The following is a 16,259-nucleotide window of genomic DNA, read 5'->3' on the forward strand; positions in this document are numbered from 1 at the left end:
TTCATAGACTACCAGCTTTGATGCCTTGTGTCAACTTGGAAAACAAAGCGAATTGTCGCCTCGCTGACACTAACCGCCTAGCGAATCCGACCTGCCTGCAAACCAGTCAACAGCCCTGCCATATCCTCTGGCAACTCACTGCTGAACACGCGCCATTCACCCGTGCTTGGATGCTCAAAGCCAAGTGTCTGAGCGTGCAGCGCCTGACCTGCAATCTGTAGCGTATGCCGCCGTCCATACACCGGATCGCCAGCGAGCGGATGGTCGATCGCGGCAAAGTGCACACGGATTTGGTGGGTTCTGCCGGTTTCCAGCCGACAGCGCACCAAAGTGTACCTGTCAAATCGCTCGATGACCTGAAAGTGTGTCACGGCCTGTTTGCCGCCAGCAATGGCGGCCATCCGTTGGCGATCCTGCGGATCACGCGCAATCGGCATCTCAATCGTCCCATTTTGGTGTGTCATGCGCCCGTGCACAATGGCAGTGTACTGCCGCTCTACGGTGTGCGCCTGCAACTGGGCCGTCAATGAGTAGTATGCTCTATCCGTCTTCGCCAACATCACCAAACCGCTTGTGTCTTTGTCGATGCGGTGAACGACCCCTGGACGCATCTCTCCGCCAAGGCTGGACAATATGATCCCCCGCGCGACCAACGCGTTGACCAACGTGCCGCGGAGATGGCCAGGCGCTGGGTGAACGACCAAACCGCGCGGCTTGTTCACCACCACCACATCCTCGTCCTCGTACACGATATCAAGCGGCAAGTCATCACCGACAATGGTGACCGGTTCCTCAGCTGGCAAATCCACAACATATTGCTGATTGACCTCAATCTGATCGCTCGCCTTGATTTTTCCCGTCGGTATCCGTGTCACTATGCTCGATTTCAGCCAGGTTTGCACCGTCGAGCGAGAGAGATCCCAATCATTGTCCTGCATTTGCTCAGTCAGCCATTTGTCGAGGCGCTCGCCCACATCTTCCTCGTTGACTGTATATGTTTCTCGTATGCCGTCCCTCATGATTTATCTTCCTTTGAGTTTTCATTTCCGTTGCGACTGCTGCTGCGAAAACTTTGAATCAGCAGCAACAACACACCCACATCAATCGACGCGTCGGCCAGATTGAAAATCGGGAAGTGGATGATGGAAAAATACACATAATCTGTGACCGAGTGTATGAGAACACGGTCGGTCATATTGCCAATGGCGCCGCCGAGCAAGAGCCCAAGCCCAATCTTTGTCAAAGTATTGGCATGTATCTTGCGGGAGATCACGATGACAGCGACAATCACAACCAGCGCCACCAAGACGAACAGCCAGATCTGGTTCGGCAAGATGCTGAATGCGCCGCCTGTGTTTTGAATATGGTAAATCTGCAGTACACCTGGAATCACAGTTACGCCTTGTCCATCGGCCAATTTGGCGCGTATCAACCATTTTAACAATTGATCCAACGCATAAATGATGATTGCAACAAGATACAACAATGAATTTCACCTATTTCCGTTTGGACTATTCTCCTTTGCCCTGCACAACCAACGATAGGCACAGCATACCGTGGATCAAACGTGCGCAGGGAGCGTGAACATTGTGATCTTATCAGACTCTGGCGCTTTCTCACAAATCATTCGTTATCCGCTCGGGAAGCGTGCACATAAGCCACGGCAAACAGGCGTGACGATGGTCATTGATACGGGTACATGCTATGAACAGCTCAGCGGTTTACTGGAAATCGGCTCTGCTTACATGGACGTGCTCAAGCTGGGCTTTGGCACAAGCTGCCTTTATCCGACAAACGTGCTGCGACAGAAACTGTCGTTGGCGCGTGTCTTCTCTGTGCACACATGCCCAGGTGGCACACTTGGAGAAATCGCCCTCAAACAAAATGTGTATGATCGCTACTTGGAACGCTGTCACAAGCTCGGTTTCACCGCAGTGGAGATTTCTGACGGAACCATCGACATGTCCTTGGATACACGCAGACGATGTATCGCCAAGGCAAAATCCATCATGCAGGTGGTCATTTCTGAAGTCGGTAAAAAGCTGGATGCGCACACCGACATCGAAGCTTACCGCGCGCAAGTCATCGCCGATACGGAAGCAGGAGCAGATTTCATCGTCATTGAAGGTCGAGAATCCGGAGAGCAAGTGGGCATCTATGGCGACGCCGGAAAAATTGACACATCCATTCTGGAAGCGTTTATCGCATCCCTCCCGGAAGAAGTCATGGACAAAATCATTTGGGAAGCGCCGAAAAAATCCCAACAAGTGGCGTTGATCAACCGTTTCGGCCAAAGCGTCAATTTGGGGAATATCGCTGTCAATGACGTGATCGCGCTGGAGTGTTTGCGTCTTGGGCTGCGCGCTGATACATTTGCCACGACGCTGACAGACGATGAAAATCTGTAAAGGGTTGGGTGAGGGTGCGTCAAGTTGATCATCGTGAACACATGACCATTCACCTTTGCAGCCATGCGTGGTTTACACCATCACACGATGTTCACCAGACTGTCACCCGCCTGTCACAAGCTGCGGTGTATGATGGATATGAGCGGCGCTTTCAGGATAAGCCACCACTCGTGCTGCTTCCCGCACCAGCATCGCGGATGGCGCAGCACCAGGGTATCGACTTTATTTTCAGGATAGAGACATGAATTGGGGAGAATTCGGTTGCGACGAAACCAACTATTGACCATAGCTTGGGTACTCATATGGATTAGCGCAATCTTATTGGTCGCCTCTTGGCTGACACGACTATGGTTTCAAATGAGTACCTCTTTCACTCCAGTGTGTAGCATCGCGCTCGCAGTCGGTTTCTGTTTGTTCCTCATCGCACGGCGTTTAAATTGAAATGCGAATGGCTGACGATACCAAAAAACCAGCACACCGCATCCGGTTGCTGGTTTTTCACGTCCGCTCACGCCATCAGATGCCCGATTGTGCTACACTGGCTGCGCGCAACGCCAAATCTTTGTCAAACGCGCCCCAATCTCCCGAATCCAACATTTCGAGTTGCGCTTGAACCAGCGACCGAAACCGCGCCCGGAAAACTGCGGCATGTTTCTGCATTTCTTCAACGTCTAACGCTGTTTTGCGTGATTTATTCAACGCCTCGCTGACAATCTTGTCCGCATTTTTCTCTGCATCGCGGATAATCAGTTCAGCTTCCTTGCGCGCATTGCTTTTGACTTCTTCAGCCATTTCCTGCGCGACCAAAATGGATTTCCCTAGACTGTCTTCCAAACTGTCATAATGCTCGAGCTTGTCCTTGAGCATTTGAATTTCCTCTTCTAATTGCTTATTCGTACGAATGAGTCCCTCGTAGTCCTGAATGACGCGTTCAAGAAAATCATCCACTTCATCTTCATTATATCCCCGAAAGGACCGCCCGAACTCTTTATTGTGAATGTCTATAGGTGACAGGGGCATACGACATCCTCCTTATTCGACAAACCGACACAAATGCGTATTCATCGACATCTCTCGGAACGTATTTCGACATACAAAGATAAACTCCTGCCCGAAACCCGCTACATATTCGAGCGAAGCACACCGATGCGCAAACGCAATTTATCGCGGCGGCTTGTCCCAAGCGCTTCAAGTATCTTGATCCGGCCAAAACCACGCACAGACAATATATCGCCAATCTGCACTTCGTCGCCATTTGACGCTTCTGTGAAATTGAGCGTCACTGCCCCTCGCTCCACTGTCTCCTGTGACTTGCCGCGCGACAATTGACATGCTCTGGCAACAACAGCATCTAGCCGCAGTGATGGCACGCTGATGTCCACAGGCTGGTAATTTGGCAGCGGCAGCGCCGGGATCTGCGACGGACGCGCCACAGAAACAGTCGCACGACCAACCTGATGTAGGTGATCATAAATATATTGCCCCATTGTATGGGTCACAAACAGATATGCAGTCGCATCATCAACGACAATATCGCCCACCATCTTTCGGTGGAGGCCGAGGCCCAAAACACTGCCCAACACGTCTTTGTGCGCAATTTCTCCAGCAATCGCCGTAAGTTGAAGACAATCGACGGCAAAATCTTCAGCCGTCGGATACCAGTTATCTGGCATGAGCAACATTCGCTGCCGTTCGCATCCCGTATATCCACCAAACGACTCGTTGACCAAGCCGTTTTTTACCGCCACACTCGTGGTCAAATACTGTTCGCGTGGCGTGAGGAAATCGGTCAAATACCAATTTTGCTGTTGATGTACCTGGTTGCACCAGTCCTCTGCATTGCGGACGAATGGCCGTTCGCGCTCGCGCACCCATGCCGCTTGATTCATGTGAGCATCCCCAACAGGCTTGACAACAGACTGAAAACGAGCGTGCGAACTACCATAAAGACGCCGACACCGACAATCCAAGATACATCCAGCATGACAGGTCCAATCGGCAAAGGGCGAATGATGCGACGGAACAGATTCAGATACGGATCTGTAATGCGCGCCAACGTTTGCCCAAGGTTTGTCTGGCGAATGTCTGGCAGAAAACCGATGATGGCAGACGCAAGCAAAACATACCAATAGGCCGTAAATAGTCCTTGGGTGATCTCAACTAAAACAGCCATGCCAAAGCCCCCTTTCTCATCAAGTGCATTCCAATTTGAGCACGGTCATCACATCTTGTCATCTGTTGGCGATGGCGACACCAAGCTCCGGCCGATGCGCACCATAGTTGCGCCTTCTTCGACGGCGACGCAAAAATCGTTTGACATGCCCATCGATAGTTGATCAAACGACGCGATACCGAGTGTACGTTGAACTTCTTGCCAAAGTTGGTACAAGCCGCGGAACACCGGCCTTGTTTCCTCGCTGTCCACTACCAATGGCGCCATGGTCATCAAGCCGCGCAAGGACAGATTCGGCATTTGTGCAACAACCTTTGCGGCAGCAAGCGCCTCTTCTGGCGCAAAACCGTGCTTCTGTGGCTCGCGCGCGACATTGACCTGCAACAACAACTGTGGCAAACAGTTTCGCCGCCCTGCCTCATCCGATATCGCCTGCGCCAATTCCAATCTATCCACCGCGTGAATCCAGGAGAATCTGGGTAATACATATTTTAATTTATTCGTTTGTAACGGGCCGATAAAATGCCAATCAAACGCGCTGGCACTGGGATGCTCGAACTTGTCCCGCGCAACTTGCCAGCGATTTTCCGCGGCATCGCTAACACCATTTTTCAATAGTTCAGGCAGAACATCCGCTGTCGCCGTCTTGGTCACGGCAATTAGACGTACAGCGTCTGCTTCTCGCCCGGCTTTTTTGAGTGCTGCACCGATTTCAGCGCGCACGCCGACTACGTTTCGAGCAATTATATCGTTTTCATACATTCCATCTCTCTCCTAGCCGTGTTACAGACTTACTAGACCGTCATGCTCAAGGCATGGAAATGACCGCCATTTGCCGTCCTGCTTCCCCTTGTTCGCGACGATGGGAAAACAAGTGTTTGACCCGGCAGGATGTACACACGCCACTGTCCTCAATCTGAGCGGGTGGCACCCCCTGGCGTTCGATGTCTTCCCTGATGGCTGCCTGCATACTCAAGAGGTATTTTCCAGGGCGCTTGAACCGCGGAAACAGTACAGGCCGTGAAAATGCTGCTTGCATCGGCTTGGCAACGACATCATCGACCTCATAGCAACAACGGCGGATCGACGGACCTATACTGACAAATACATCTTCCATTCGGGTGTGATACTGCCGCTTCATTGTTTCCAGCACTTTGACGCTGATATGTCCGACCGTGCCGCGCCAGCCTGAATGGGCCGCGCCAATCACCTGAGAAACGGGATCATAAAACAACACCGGCACGCAGTCTGCCGTCAAAATCGCCAGCGCCACACATTTTTCGTTGGTCAGCAACGCATCTGCAGCAATCCGCCTCGCTGATGCATCCATCCCATTCCCACATGCTGCCGCATCCACTGTCAGTACCTCTGTGCCGTGCACTTGTTGGACAAACACAAAATTTGCGAGTGGCATCCCCAACTGCTGCGCGACATATTGGCGATTTTCACGCGTTTTTTCGTGAGCCAGCCGCTGGTGAAAGGCCACATCCAAATCTTCGTCAGATTGTTGCGGGTGATGACGAAATGAAAATAAAGCGTGCACCCCAAGTCTTGTAAACGCGGGTTGCACGCAAATACCGCCATCCTGTTCCTGATGCCAGTTTGTCAGCACGCTCATCCCTCCGTCTTCATGATACATGAGTCGTGCCCATTTTGGCGATCCGTTCTATGCTTGATGAGATGAAAATCATGCCTTGGTGCCAGCATGCGCAATGCCCTTTGGTTCGCAGATTTCTCCGTGGAATTGCTGGTGCGGGACGCATCGCGCGTGGCAGCCGAATCAATAGCCGCCTGTCCCGCGCTTTCCAGATTCAGGTGGAAGATAATACCCTGTCTCGTGCGCAGGGCGCAAATCCACCAAAATGACATCAGATCCAATCTTCACAATTTGATTCCACGGAATGACGTAATCCTGACTCCCCCCCACCATTCCAAAAAAACGGCCTTGACCTGGTATCACAATGGCTCGAATCAGGCCACTGTCGGTGTCCACTTCCAAATCACCGATAGATCCCAGACGTTTGCCGTCTTCCACGTTGACGACATCTTTCGTCTGTAAATCGGATATACGCATCACAGTGACTCCGCCTTCCCCGAGATGTCATATTACCATGTATATGACAGAGGAAGACAGATTTACGACTGAATATGCTTGTGCATCCGATTGATAGCCGCCTTTTCCAAGCGTGAAACCTGCGCTTGCGAGATGCCGATTTCGTCCGCGACTTCCATCTGCGTCTTGCCCTCATAGAAACGCATGGACAGAATCTTCTTCTCGCGATCCGTCAATTTTTGCATCGCTTCACGCAGCGCAATGCCTTCCACCCAACTGGCGTCCTGCTCCTTGTCATCATGAATCTGATCCATGACAAAAATGGGATCGCCGCCGTCGTGATAAATCGGTTCAAACATGGAAACCGGATCCTGAATGGCGTCTAAAGCAAACACCACTTCCTCCTTTGGCACGTCCATTTCCTTGGCAATTTCCAAAATCGTCGGTTCGCGCAAGTGCCTGGTGGTCAGCGTATCGCGCACTTGTAAAGCTTTGTACGCAATGTCACGCAAAGAACGACTGACGCGAATCGGATTATTATCTCGTAAATATCGTCTGATCTCGCCGACAATCATGGGGACCGCATACGTGGAGAAGCGGACATTTTGACCTAAATCAAAATTGTCAATGGCTTTCATCAGACCAATACAACCCACCTGAAACAGGTCGTCCACATATTCGCCACGATTGTTGAAGCGTTGAATCACGGATAAAACTAAGCGAAGGTTGCCATTGACAAGCTGTTCGCGTGCATGGAGCTCGCCGCTTTGCAATCGCGAAAATAGCTCGCGCATCTGCGCGTTGGTGAGAACCGGAAGTTGCGAAGTATTCACACCGCAGATTTCGACCTTGTTGCGTTTCACAGAAGTTCCCCCCAAAAGGTGCCTGCTGGTCTTCCACGGACAACTCAATAATTTCCAGAATCCGTCTTCAGTATGTCCGAATGCGACCAACTTATGCACCAGCAAAAAGGGGGGAACAACTGGAAAGATGAGGGGAGAGGTTGTCCAAAAAGGCCGACATATCAACGATTTTGCGGCCTTTTTGGACAAGCGATTTAGAGCATTTTATTAAATTCGCGTTGGAGCCGCTTTAAGATCCGCTTTTCCAAGCGTGAGATGTAGGACTGTGAGATACCGAGCAAATCAGCGACATCCTTCTGGGTCATTTCTTTCTCTGTGCCAAGACCAAAGCGCAATTGCATAATTTTTCGTTCCCGTTCCGATAACTTCTCCAGCGCATCGTAAAGCAGCTCACGATCCACCTCGTCTTCCACCGTCCGATAAATCGTATCGGAATCGGTGCCAATCAACACATCGGACAAAAGCAATTCATTGCCATCCCAATCCACATTGAGCGGTTCATCCAAAGAGACTTCCGAACGGAGTTTGTTGTTTCGCCGGAGGTACATCAAAATTTCGTTTTCAATGCACCTGGATGCATACGTCGCCAACTTGATTTTTTTCGACGGATCGAACGTGTTGACTGCTTTGATTAAGCCAATTGTGCCAATGGATACCAAGTCCTCGATGTTGATGCCTGTATTTTCGAACTTACGCGCTATGTAGACCACGAGGCGCAAATTGCGCTCGATCAGCATCGAGCGAACTGACTGATCTCCCGATGGTAACTTCTCCAGCAAATACTGTTCCTCTTCACGTGTGAGCGGTGGAGGCAGGGCTTCACTGCCTCCTACGTAGTAAACTTCCTCAGGGCTGCCTTGAAGTTTGACTCGAATTCGAATGAAGAGCAACTGGAGGCGGATACGCAACTTCATGTTCAGGTCCTTGAGTGTCTTGATTCCCTTCAATGCTGTCAACTCCATTCATCATGTCCATGTGCAAAATCCCACGAAACGTTCCTTCCGCATTCAGTCGACCTGGATATACGGCAAACAAGTGTGCGGATTCAAGCTGCCAACCGCGCTCACCTTGCTTGATATAAACATGATCCGGCTTTAAAGCAATGGTCAATCCTTGACCACTGGCGCCCTGAAATGGAACGAGCGTAAAGTTTCTCGATGCAGCGACGGACGCAACCGCAGTGAGCATGTCACTGCCAGCCGCCAACGCTTTTTGGACTTCCTCTGGCAAGACTGGCAATAGCACATCTAGGTCCACGAGTGAAACGGGCCGCCGGGACACAGGATCGTACAACTGATTGCCAGAATCGAGCAACCCGACAAATCGAATGATATGATTGGCAAACGTCGCTTCTACGGTGTACAACCAATGCGTCTGCTGTTGAACCTTGCGCAATCGATGCAAGAGACGTTGCATCCCCCATATGCACAATGGCACAGCAACCATTAAGGCAAGCGTTTCACCAGAGGTCGTGAACACAAGTCCATGGCCGTCGATGGAAAGTGCTTTGCCAAGCGACATGCCTGGAATCGCAAACCCGCATGCAACTGCTGCGCCTGCAAAGACAAAAGAGACAAAGTAGAAGACGAGAATCAGGCGGATCAAATCCAAAATGTTCTTTTTCGGTAGCGCCAGCCAGACCATGCATACGGACATCAGCGCCTTCCCAGGCCAAGTGGTGAGCAAGGACAAAGTTGGGAAGAACAGCAAAAGTGCATAACATGCGCCAGTGAGACCACCGAGAAAAACACGGGACCTTCTCATCTTCCGCTTGAGCAGCCATCCAGTTGTCCACAGTAACATGGTGTCCATCACGAGATTGACGAACCAGACGACATCGATGTACACAACGGGCGTCGCAGGCACAAGACCACCTCGAGCCGTTTTAAATGTTGTAGAGAAAGTATAATGTATCTCTATTACAAAGCCTGTCGGAACTTGACTGAAATCTCATAGACTTTTTGTAGAAGCACACCGAGAAATGTAGAAATGGAGGAAGTCTTGTGCAGCGCGTTGTACCACACGGGTCAAACATGGAGCAAATGCAAGTGATGAATGGCGCTTAACAGAAAAAGAGATGCGACATCTACGTCGCACCTCTTTTTTTCCACTAAAACGCAATTTATTACCAATCCTATTTATCGCGATCTCGACCGAACTTACCCTCACGACGCCGCATAAATGCGGGGACATCCCACGAATTCCCACCATTCGGAATCGAAGGCGGCGGGTCATTCAACGGGCTTTGGCGCTGTGGTGGAGCGGCGTGACGCCCTCCGACCTGTGGCGCCGGTTCATGCTGAATTTGGTTGCCTTCAAATCCAGTCGCAATGACGGTGACAACAATTTCGTCTTCTAAATCAGGATCTATCGCCGCGCCAAAAATCATATTTACTTCGGCGTCGGCTGTGGTGGAGACGATGTCTGCAGCTTCATTGACTTCCCAGAGACTTAAGTTGGTACCGCCAGCGACGTGCATCAGTACACCCCGCGCCCCGTCGATGGAAGTTTCCAACAGCGGAGATGAAATGGCTTTTTTGGCCGCTTCAGAAGCGCGATTTTCACCGTTTGCAATCCCGATGCCCATAAGTGCTGACCCACGTTCAGTCATAATGGCCTTCACATCGGCAAAGTCAACATTGATTAACGCCGGTGTTGCAATCAATTCAGAAATGCCGGATACACCTTGGCGCAACACGTTGTCCGCTTCACGGAACGCCTCTAGCACTGGTGTATTTCTGTCTACAATCTCCAAAAGTCGGTCATTCGGTATGACAATCAATGTGTCGACTTTTTCCTTTAAATCGGACACACCCATTTCCGCCTGAACCATCCGGCGCCGCTGCTCAAAGCGGAAGGGCTTGGTCACGACACCGACTGTCAAAGCACCTTGTTCCTTCGAAATCTCAGCGATGACCGGTGCGGCGCCTGTTCCCGTTCCGCCGCCCATACCAGCTGTGACAAACACCATATCTGCGCCCTTTAACGCATTGGCAAGCATCTCACGACTTTCTTCTGCAGCTTTTTTCCCGATGTCCGGATTGGCGCCTGCCCCTAAACCCCTTGTCAATTTTTCGCCAATCTGCAGTCTTATTTCAGCTTTTGATAATTTCAACGCCTGGGCATCTGTATTGACGACAATAAACTCGACGCCTTTGACGCCGGACTCTATCATGCGGTTGACTGCGTTGCAGCCACCGCCGCCGACGCCAATCACTTTGATGTGCGCCAGGGAATCCGATTCAAAATCAAACTCCAGCATGACTTGCTCCTCCTCAATTCTCTATGGCTCACGCTTGCCTCCATGACCCTGAAGGACGCAAACTGAATACTTAGCCTTATACGAAATCACGCAACCAGTCTTTGAGACGTGAAAACATGCCGCCGCCCGATTTCGCTTGACGCGCCACAGGCGCCTGTTCCATCGGCGCCGCGCGCAACCCTGTGCGCACGGCGTATGCGATGGTCCCCATCACATTGACAAAAGAGGGATCTCGCACGCCCAAAAACTCGGGGATTGCAATGCGAACGGGCGCCTGAAGCTCTTCGCTGGCAAGTTCAGCAACTGCAGGCGTTGACATGACGCCCCCGTGAAACACATAACCAGCAGGCAAATCGTCCGCATAACCCATCTTCTCTATTTCTTTTCGCACGAGCGCGAATATCTCCTGCATGCGTGGTTCGACAATCGTTGCCAAATCATACTGGGAGTATTCTGTTTCCTGATTGCCACCCATGCGCGGCACTTCAAACATCTCGTGCTCAGACGCCTGGGAGACGAGTGCGCAGGCGTGGCGCAGTTTCACCTGTTCAGCCGATGTGGTGCTGGTGCGCAGCCCGATGGCAATATCGTGTGTGACGTAGTCGCCACCCATCGGAATGACACTGGTTCCCATCAACACACCATTGTAAAACACGGTGACCGAAGTGGCGCCAGCGCCGACGTCGACAAGCGCAACGCCAAGTTTTCGCTCATCGTTGGAGAGCGCAATATGGCTTGCGGCCATTGGCGCAAGCACCAGATTTGCCACTTCAATACCAGCGCGCTCTACACAGCGTACGACGTTGTGAATCGCCGTGCGGCTGCCAGTAATCAAGTAAGCTTCAACTTCCAAGCGAACCCCCAGCATGCCGCGAGGATCCATGATGCCATGTAGTCCGTCGACGACAAATTCCTTTGCGACGACATCGATGACTTCCCGCTCTGGCGGAATGGCAACAACGCGTGCTTGTTGCAACACGCGTTCAATGTCTTCATCCGAAATCTCCCTATCTGCGGAAGACACTGCGACGACACCATGACTACTTTGCAATTGAATATGGTTTCCAGATATACCAACATAAGCAGACGAAATGTGGATGCCAACCATTCGCTCAGCGTGATCTACCGCTTCTCGAATGGATTCAACAGTCAAATCTATATCCACAATGGAGCCATGCCGCAACCCTTCACCGGAGGCAGAACCCACTCCGATGACATTGATGCTATTGCCCGTAGGCTCCCCAATGATGGCTCGAATTTTCGAAGTGCCGATGTCAAGACTGACGATGTAATCTTCTTTGGCCAACCGAGTGGCACCTCCCTAGAGCGCCGAAGACTGCGATTCTCTATCTATTTCCACATGCTTTTCGACATTCCTCTTCATGTCGCGAAAAATATTCATGATTCATTCTCGCTGACGCGCGCTCTCTCTTTGCAATTTCCGTTGTCTCATCAACAAAAAGACGCTGCGTCGAATCGCGGCGATGTTATTGAACAAGCGTACCCCAAAAGCGACAACCGCCGCCAGATATAAATCGACGCCCAACTGATTTCCAATATAAGCAAGTAACGCAGCAATCAGCGTATTCGTAAAGAAACCCGTGAGAAATACCGCGCCGTCGAATGACTTCTCCAAACTTGCGCGGATTCCTCCCAAAACTGTGTCTAATGCAGCTAAAATCGCAATGGACAAATAACTGGAATACGCAACGGGAATGGCAACATCGGAAACAAGTCCCAGCGCAACGCCAACCACGAGCCCTAATACAGGCAGCCAAATCATGAGCCGCTTCCCTCCTTCGCATACTGTCCCGGCAATGGTCCTACATATCCAGGCACTTTTACGCCTTTCGCGCCTGAAAAGGTAGCCACCTGATAGGATTCTCCCATGATGGGATACAGTTCAGCCAACTGATTGACAGTCAACGCCGCCTTCATGTCGGCGATGTTGCCAACTGCCGAAATCACATACGGTTCGGCAATTGGATGCCCATTGACATGCACGGCCCCGATTCCGGAGAGTCCTGACACCATGCGAATGGATGACGTCGTCACAAGCCGATGGCCATTGACACTGATGGCTGTTGCACCGTTGCCAAACAAATCATTTACAATTTCCGCTATAAATTGGTCGGCCTCACTTTGGAATGTGGCCACCGCTTGCGGATCCGCCACCGACGTCGGCGCATCTTGAATCGTAATGACAATACCCGGGCCGCTCACAGGTGTGATGCCCGCTTCCTGTTCCACGCTCTTTTCATCGCCTTTAAGCACTTGTTGCAACCTTGAAGAACTGCCGCCAGCAGCCTGATACTCATCCAATTGCGCGCGCGCCTTGGAAATGTCGTCTTCCAGCAACTGATGCTCTTGGGCAGCTTCCTGCACCTGCGTGCGCAAATCGATATAACTGGTCGACTGCCCGCTGTATGAAGGACGCGATGATATCTGCGCCGACAGCATAAACCCAAGTGCAACGCAGATGGCAGTTACGCCCCAGACAATTCGGCGTCGTGGCATGCGTTATATCACCTTTCAGTTTCCACCCGCGGCTTGCAGCGGGTCAGTATAGGCAGGCATTTCGATATCGCTCTTTGTTTGCGGTGTCGAAACCTGCACGCCTTGTTGACGGAGCGCGTCCAAAATACCGCCAGTTATCGACAGGGCGCTCTTCAGCGTGGTTGGCGAACCGATTGCCTGAATTTCAAATGGCGCACCCAGACGATGTCCATTGACTGATACGACAGGCCCTTGACATTCGACAGCAGAGGTTGCAACCACGCGATAATCATTGATGGAGACAGCCTCCGCTCCAGCGGTAAACAGTTCGTTCACCACACTGCGGATGTTCCAGTCGTGCGTCAACTCCTGCTCCACATTGGTTGCGCTCGTCCCGCCGTCCATCAAGGTTACCACAACGCCCGGGCCATGCACTGGCGTCACCCCAGCAAGTATGCGCTCGTCAGACAACTTCGTCTGCAGAATCTTGAGTTGATCGTCAGAGCCTGTAGATTTTTGCTCAAAATCGCTGATTTGCGACATCACTTCCGCAAGTTGCTGCTCAGCAGCTTGATTGGACGCCTTTATGTTGGACAATTGCTGTGTCAACTGTCGATTAACGGCCGATCCGCCCAGTTCAACCGAGCCTAACTTCGCAGACAATTCCGCCTGACGATACCCAAGCGAAACCATAAAACCGAGCACAATAGACACGACGGTCAAAGAAAGGGTCAACTTTGCGCGCGTGTTCATGGTGATTTCCCTCCCGTCGCCGTGCTAGAACTGGAATACGGAGTGTACCGATATGGCGGCGAACCGCTCAAATCAATCGTACCAGGCTTGTACCCTTTTTGAATAAAGTAGGATACTGCATCATGCATGGCATTCATGTCACCAACCAGGCCTTGGATGTCACAGGTTACGACAAATCGATTGTCGAGATACAATGACACCGTGCCATCGCCATTGGCGTGAAATTCTGACACGTTCACCAGCTCCGCAGCGCTGATTTTTGGCAGTTGTTTGCAGATCTCAGCGACCTCTGGGCTGACAGCCTGTCCAGTTGTCACCTGTTTTTGCCCAGATGTGATCACAGGGAACGGCAATCCATTTGTCGGTTTGATGGCCGCGTAAACGACACCATTGTTCAACAACTCGTAAAAATCACCAGAAGTTTCGTAAATGGCGACCACATCGCGCTCGTGAACAGCCACGTGAATGGTGCCCTGCAACCAGCTTGTCTTGATAGACACCGACTGGACCATCGGTTCCATGGAAGTCACCTTGGCAGCCGCATGCGCGCTGTTGACTTGCCACAAACTTTCGCCAGTATGGATGTCGGTGTCGCTGACAATCTCCCGGCTGACAATCGTCGAGTTGCCTGTCACCTCAATGTGGCGCACGCGCGTCAGCGGTGATTCCAAACCGACTACGAGGCCGATAAACACAAAAAAACCAATGACAATTTTTCGATTTCGCGCCTTTCGACGTTGTCGCTCCTCTGGCGTGATGGTGATTTGCGGCAATAATTTCACGTCCTTTAATGAGCGTGTCCCCGTATTTCATAGCGCGCAGGTGATACAAATTCATCCGAACCGCTTGCCGCGATGACGAGCGGACGTTCCGCCCGCCGACACCGAAGCAACCGCACGCTTTCTCGCACCAACCCGATGCGCCACACTTTGCTCGACTACGTTCATTGACCAGCGCGCTCACGCTGGCCAGCACACGGATTAGACGGGGACTTGATTGGAGACGCGTTCAATCCGCGCGCCGAGCGTCTGTAGATGTCGCTCAATCGATTGATACCCTCGGTCGATATGGTGTACGCCTTCCACTTCGGTGACACCGTCAGCCATCAGGCCCGCCACAAGCAGTGCGGCGCCAGCGCGCAAATCACTTGCCACCACACGGGCGCCGGATAGGCTTTGCACCCCTCGCACCACGGCCGTTCGCAAATCCACGGCGATGTCCGCACCCATCCGCTTTAATTCATCGACATGTTTAAAGCGTGCCTCGAATACACTCTCATGGATGACGCCTGTTCCATTGGCAGTCGTCAGCAATGCCATAAACGGAGCTTGCAAATCTGTCGGAAAGCCGGGAAATGGAGCGGTCCGAAAATCAACCGCGCGGGGATGTTGTTCACATTTGACCGTTATTATATCACGGTCTACATCCACCCGGACACCAGTATCGCGCAGTTTTTGCAATATCGCGCCCAAATGCCCGGATTGCGCGCCGTGAAGTGTGATCTCGCCGTGCGTCGCAGCGGCTGCCAGCAATAGCGTGCCTGTCACAATTCGATCCGGCACAATCCGATAAGCGCTCCCGTGCAAGTTGGAACAACCGCGCACCACGACCGTGTCCTCACCTGCGCCGTCAATTGTGGCGCCGGTTGCCAAAAGAAACTGCGCCAAATCCGCAACTTCCGGTTCCCGCGCCGCGTTTTCGATGACGGTGACGCCATCAGCCAATGCCGCGGCCATCATCAAGTTTTCAGTCGCGCCGACGCTGGGGAAATCAAGTGTGATGGAAGTGCCCACGAGCCGGCGTGTCGTACAGCGGATATACCCGTGCTGCTCATCAATTTTGGCACCCAATTGCCGCATTCCGTGCAGATGATAATCAATCGGCCGCTGTCCAATCACGCAACCGCCCGGTTTTGACAAGGTCACTTCGCCAAAACGCGCCAACATCGGTCCCATGAGAAAGATTGAACTGCGCATCCGCTGCATCAGTTCTGCCGGAACATCCGTCTTGTTTATCGTCGATGCATCGACCTCAATTGTGCCAGGGGCACTCCACCGAACGCGGGCGCCGAGACGTTCGAGAATTTGCATCATGACACGGACATCTTCCAAATCTGGCACATCTTCAATCACGCTCGTACCTGATACCATCACCGTTGCAGCCAAAATCGGCAATGCTGCATTTTTAGCACCGTAGACGTGCGTTTCTCCGTTCAGGGGCGTACCCCCGTGTATACGTAAAATATCCACAC

At 51.9% G+C, this 16,259-nt stretch carries 20 protein-coding genes; 2 read left to right on the forward strand and 18 right to left on the reverse strand.

Features of this window, described 5'->3' with window-relative positions; genetic code table 11:
• Positions 1-77: 77 nt before the first annotated feature.
• Together ACFSB2_RS21745 and lspA are read right to left on the reverse strand one after the other, a co-directional pair.
• Positions 78-1,019 carry an RluA family pseudouridine synthase gene (locus ACFSB2_RS21745; protein ID WP_377945205.1) on the reverse strand — a complete coding sequence of 314 codons (942 nt, stop codon included), beginning with the start codon at positions 1,017-1,019 and terminating at the stop codon, positions 78-80.
• A complete protein-coding gene (lspA, locus tag ACFSB2_RS21750) occupies positions 1,016-1,483 on the reverse strand; it encodes a signal peptidase II (protein WP_377945206.1) in 468 nt (155 codons plus the stop codon). The genes ACFSB2_RS21745 and lspA overlap by 4 nt, the downstream gene beginning before the upstream one ends.
• Positions 1,484-1,589: 106 nt before the next feature.
• On the opposite strand from lspA, the gene comA reads away from it, so the two are divergent.
• Positions 1,590-2,408: a phosphosulfolactate synthase gene (comA, locus tag ACFSB2_RS21755; RefSeq protein ID WP_377945207.1), complete on the forward strand. Its 819-nt coding sequence runs from the start codon at positions 1,590-1,592 to the stop codon at positions 2,406-2,408.
• Positions 2,409-2,422: 14 nt separating this feature from the next.
• Positions 2,423-2,653 (forward strand): hypothetical protein, encoded by a 231-nt coding sequence (locus ACFSB2_RS21760; RefSeq protein WP_377945208.1) that lies wholly within the window; start codon positions 2,423-2,425, stop codon positions 2,651-2,653.
• Between the two features lie 271 nt (positions 2,654-2,924).
• Here the strand turns inward: ACFSB2_RS21760 and ACFSB2_RS21765 are convergent, their stop codons facing one another.
• From ACFSB2_RS21765 to murA, 16 genes are all read right to left on the reverse strand, one after another.
• The gene (locus tag ACFSB2_RS21765; protein WP_377945209.1) at positions 2,925-3,428 is read right to left on the reverse strand and encodes a DivIVA domain-containing protein; all 504 of its coding nucleotides are present in this window, start codon (positions 3,426-3,428) and stop codon (positions 2,925-2,927) included.
• A 101-nt stretch (positions 3,429-3,529) separates the two neighbouring features.
• Positions 3,530-4,297, reverse strand: coding sequence for a YlmH family RNA-binding protein (locus ACFSB2_RS21770; RefSeq protein WP_377945210.1), 768 nt, complete (start codon positions 4,295-4,297; stop codon positions 3,530-3,532).
• A complete protein-coding gene (locus ACFSB2_RS21775; RefSeq protein ID WP_377945211.1) occupies positions 4,294-4,581 on the reverse strand; it encodes a YggT family protein in 288 nt (95 codons plus the stop codon). Before ACFSB2_RS21775 ends, ACFSB2_RS21770 begins: the two co-directional genes overlap by 4 nt.
• Positions 4,582-4,629: 48 nt before the next feature.
• On the reverse strand, positions 4,630-5,343 hold the full coding sequence (locus tag ACFSB2_RS21780) for a YggS family pyridoxal phosphate-dependent enzyme (RefSeq protein WP_377945212.1): 714 nt from the start codon (positions 5,341-5,343) through the stop codon (positions 4,630-4,632).
• Between the two features lie 46 nt (positions 5,344-5,389).
• Complete coding sequence (pgeF, locus tag ACFSB2_RS21785; protein WP_377945213.1) at positions 5,390-6,193, reverse strand: peptidoglycan editing factor PgeF; 804 nt, start codon at positions 6,191-6,193, stop codon at positions 5,390-5,392.
• Between the two features lie 168 nt (positions 6,194-6,361).
• On the reverse strand, positions 6,362-6,658 hold the full coding sequence (locus ACFSB2_RS21790) for a YlmC/YmxH family sporulation protein (RefSeq protein ID WP_377945214.1): 297 nt from the start codon (positions 6,656-6,658) through the stop codon (positions 6,362-6,364).
• A gap of 59 nt (positions 6,659-6,717) precedes the next feature.
• Positions 6,718-7,497, reverse strand: a complete 780-nt coding sequence (sigG, locus tag ACFSB2_RS21795; protein WP_377945215.1) for an RNA polymerase sporulation sigma factor SigG — start codon at positions 7,495-7,497, stop codon at positions 6,718-6,720.
• 194 nt (positions 7,498-7,691) lie between these two features.
• Entirely contained in the window at positions 7,692-8,417 is a 726-nt protein-coding gene (gene sigE / locus ACFSB2_RS21800) for an RNA polymerase sporulation sigma factor SigE (protein WP_377945453.1), read from the reverse strand.
• The gene (locus ACFSB2_RS21805) at positions 8,344-9,363 is read right to left on the reverse strand and encodes a sigma-E processing peptidase SpoIIGA (protein ID WP_377945216.1); all 1,020 of its coding nucleotides are present in this window, start codon (positions 9,361-9,363) and stop codon (positions 8,344-8,346) included. The genes sigE and ACFSB2_RS21805 overlap by 74 nt, the downstream gene beginning before the upstream one ends.
• A gap of 268 nt (positions 9,364-9,631) precedes the next feature.
• Positions 9,632-10,759: a cell division protein FtsZ gene (gene ftsZ, locus ACFSB2_RS21810; protein ID WP_377945217.1), complete on the reverse strand. Its 1,128-nt coding sequence runs from the start codon at positions 10,757-10,759 to the stop codon at positions 9,632-9,634.
• 76 nt (positions 10,760-10,835) lie between these two features.
• Positions 10,836-12,065 carry a cell division protein FtsA gene (gene ftsA, locus ACFSB2_RS21815; protein WP_377945218.1) on the reverse strand — a complete coding sequence of 410 codons (1,230 nt, stop codon included), beginning with the start codon at positions 12,063-12,065 and terminating at the stop codon, positions 10,836-10,838.
• A gap of 99 nt (positions 12,066-12,164) precedes the next feature.
• Positions 12,165-12,542 carry a small basic family protein gene (locus ACFSB2_RS21820; protein WP_377945219.1) on the reverse strand — a complete coding sequence of 126 codons (378 nt, stop codon included), beginning with the start codon at positions 12,540-12,542 and terminating at the stop codon, positions 12,165-12,167.
• Complete coding sequence (locus tag ACFSB2_RS21825) at positions 12,539-13,276, reverse strand: DUF881 domain-containing protein (protein WP_377945220.1); 738 nt, start codon at positions 13,274-13,276, stop codon at positions 12,539-12,541. Before ACFSB2_RS21825 ends, ACFSB2_RS21820 begins: the two co-directional genes overlap by 4 nt.
• Before the next feature lie 15 nt (positions 13,277-13,291).
• Positions 13,292-14,008 (reverse strand): DUF881 domain-containing protein, encoded by a 717-nt coding sequence (locus ACFSB2_RS21830; RefSeq protein ID WP_377945221.1) that lies wholly within the window; start codon positions 14,006-14,008, stop codon positions 13,292-13,294.
• Positions 14,005-14,781: a cell division protein FtsQ/DivIB gene (locus tag ACFSB2_RS21835; protein WP_377945222.1), complete on the reverse strand. Its 777-nt coding sequence runs from the start codon at positions 14,779-14,781 to the stop codon at positions 14,005-14,007. The genes ACFSB2_RS21830 and ACFSB2_RS21835 overlap by 4 nt, the downstream gene beginning before the upstream one ends.
• A 207-nt stretch (positions 14,782-14,988) precedes the next feature.
• Positions 14,989-16,257 (reverse strand): UDP-N-acetylglucosamine 1-carboxyvinyltransferase, encoded by a 1,269-nt coding sequence (murA, locus tag ACFSB2_RS21840; protein WP_377945223.1) that lies wholly within the window; start codon positions 16,255-16,257, stop codon positions 14,989-14,991.
• Between the last annotated feature and the right edge of the window lie 2 nt (positions 16,258-16,259).

Source organism: Alicyclobacillus fodiniaquatilis (genome assembly GCF_042678105.1).
GTDB classification, from domain to species: Bacteria; Bacillota; Bacilli; order Alicyclobacillales; family Alicyclobacillaceae; genus Alicyclobacillus; species Alicyclobacillus fodiniaquatilis.

Bases quoted from the DNA above. Each gene is read 5' to 3' on its own strand.
- ACFSB2_RS21825 (WP_377945220.1), bottom strand. From the start codon at position 13,276: ATGCCACGACGCCGAATTGTCTGGGGCGTAACTGCCATCTGCGTTGCA.
- ACFSB2_RS21770 (WP_377945210.1), bottom strand. From the start codon at position 4,297: ATGAATCAAGCGGCATGGGTGCGCGAGCGCGAACGGCCATTCGTCCGC.
- ACFSB2_RS21830 (WP_377945221.1), bottom strand. From the start codon at position 14,008: ATGAACACGCGCGCAAAGTTGACCCTTTCTTTGACCGTCGTGTCTATT.
- ACFSB2_RS21745 (WP_377945205.1), bottom strand. From the start codon at position 1,019: ATGAGGGACGGCATACGAGAAACATATACAGTCAACGAGGAAGATGTG.
- ACFSB2_RS21765 (WP_377945209.1), bottom strand. From the start codon at position 3,428: ATGCCCCTGTCACCTATAGACATTCACAATAAAGAGTTCGGGCGGTCC.
- ACFSB2_RS21820 (WP_377945219.1), bottom strand. From the start codon at position 12,542: ATGATTTGGCTGCCTGTATTAGGGCTCGTGGTTGGCGTTGCGCTGGGA.
- ftsZ (WP_377945217.1), bottom strand. From the start codon at position 10,759: ATGCTGGAGTTTGATTTTGAATCGGATTCCCTGGCGCACATCAAAGTG.
- ACFSB2_RS21775 (WP_377945211.1), bottom strand. From the start codon at position 4,581: ATGGCTGTTTTAGTTGAGATCACCCAAGGACTATTTACGGCCTATTGG.
- ACFSB2_RS21780 (WP_377945212.1), bottom strand. From the start codon at position 5,343: ATGTATGAAAACGATATAATTGCTCGAAACGTAGTCGGCGTGCGCGCT.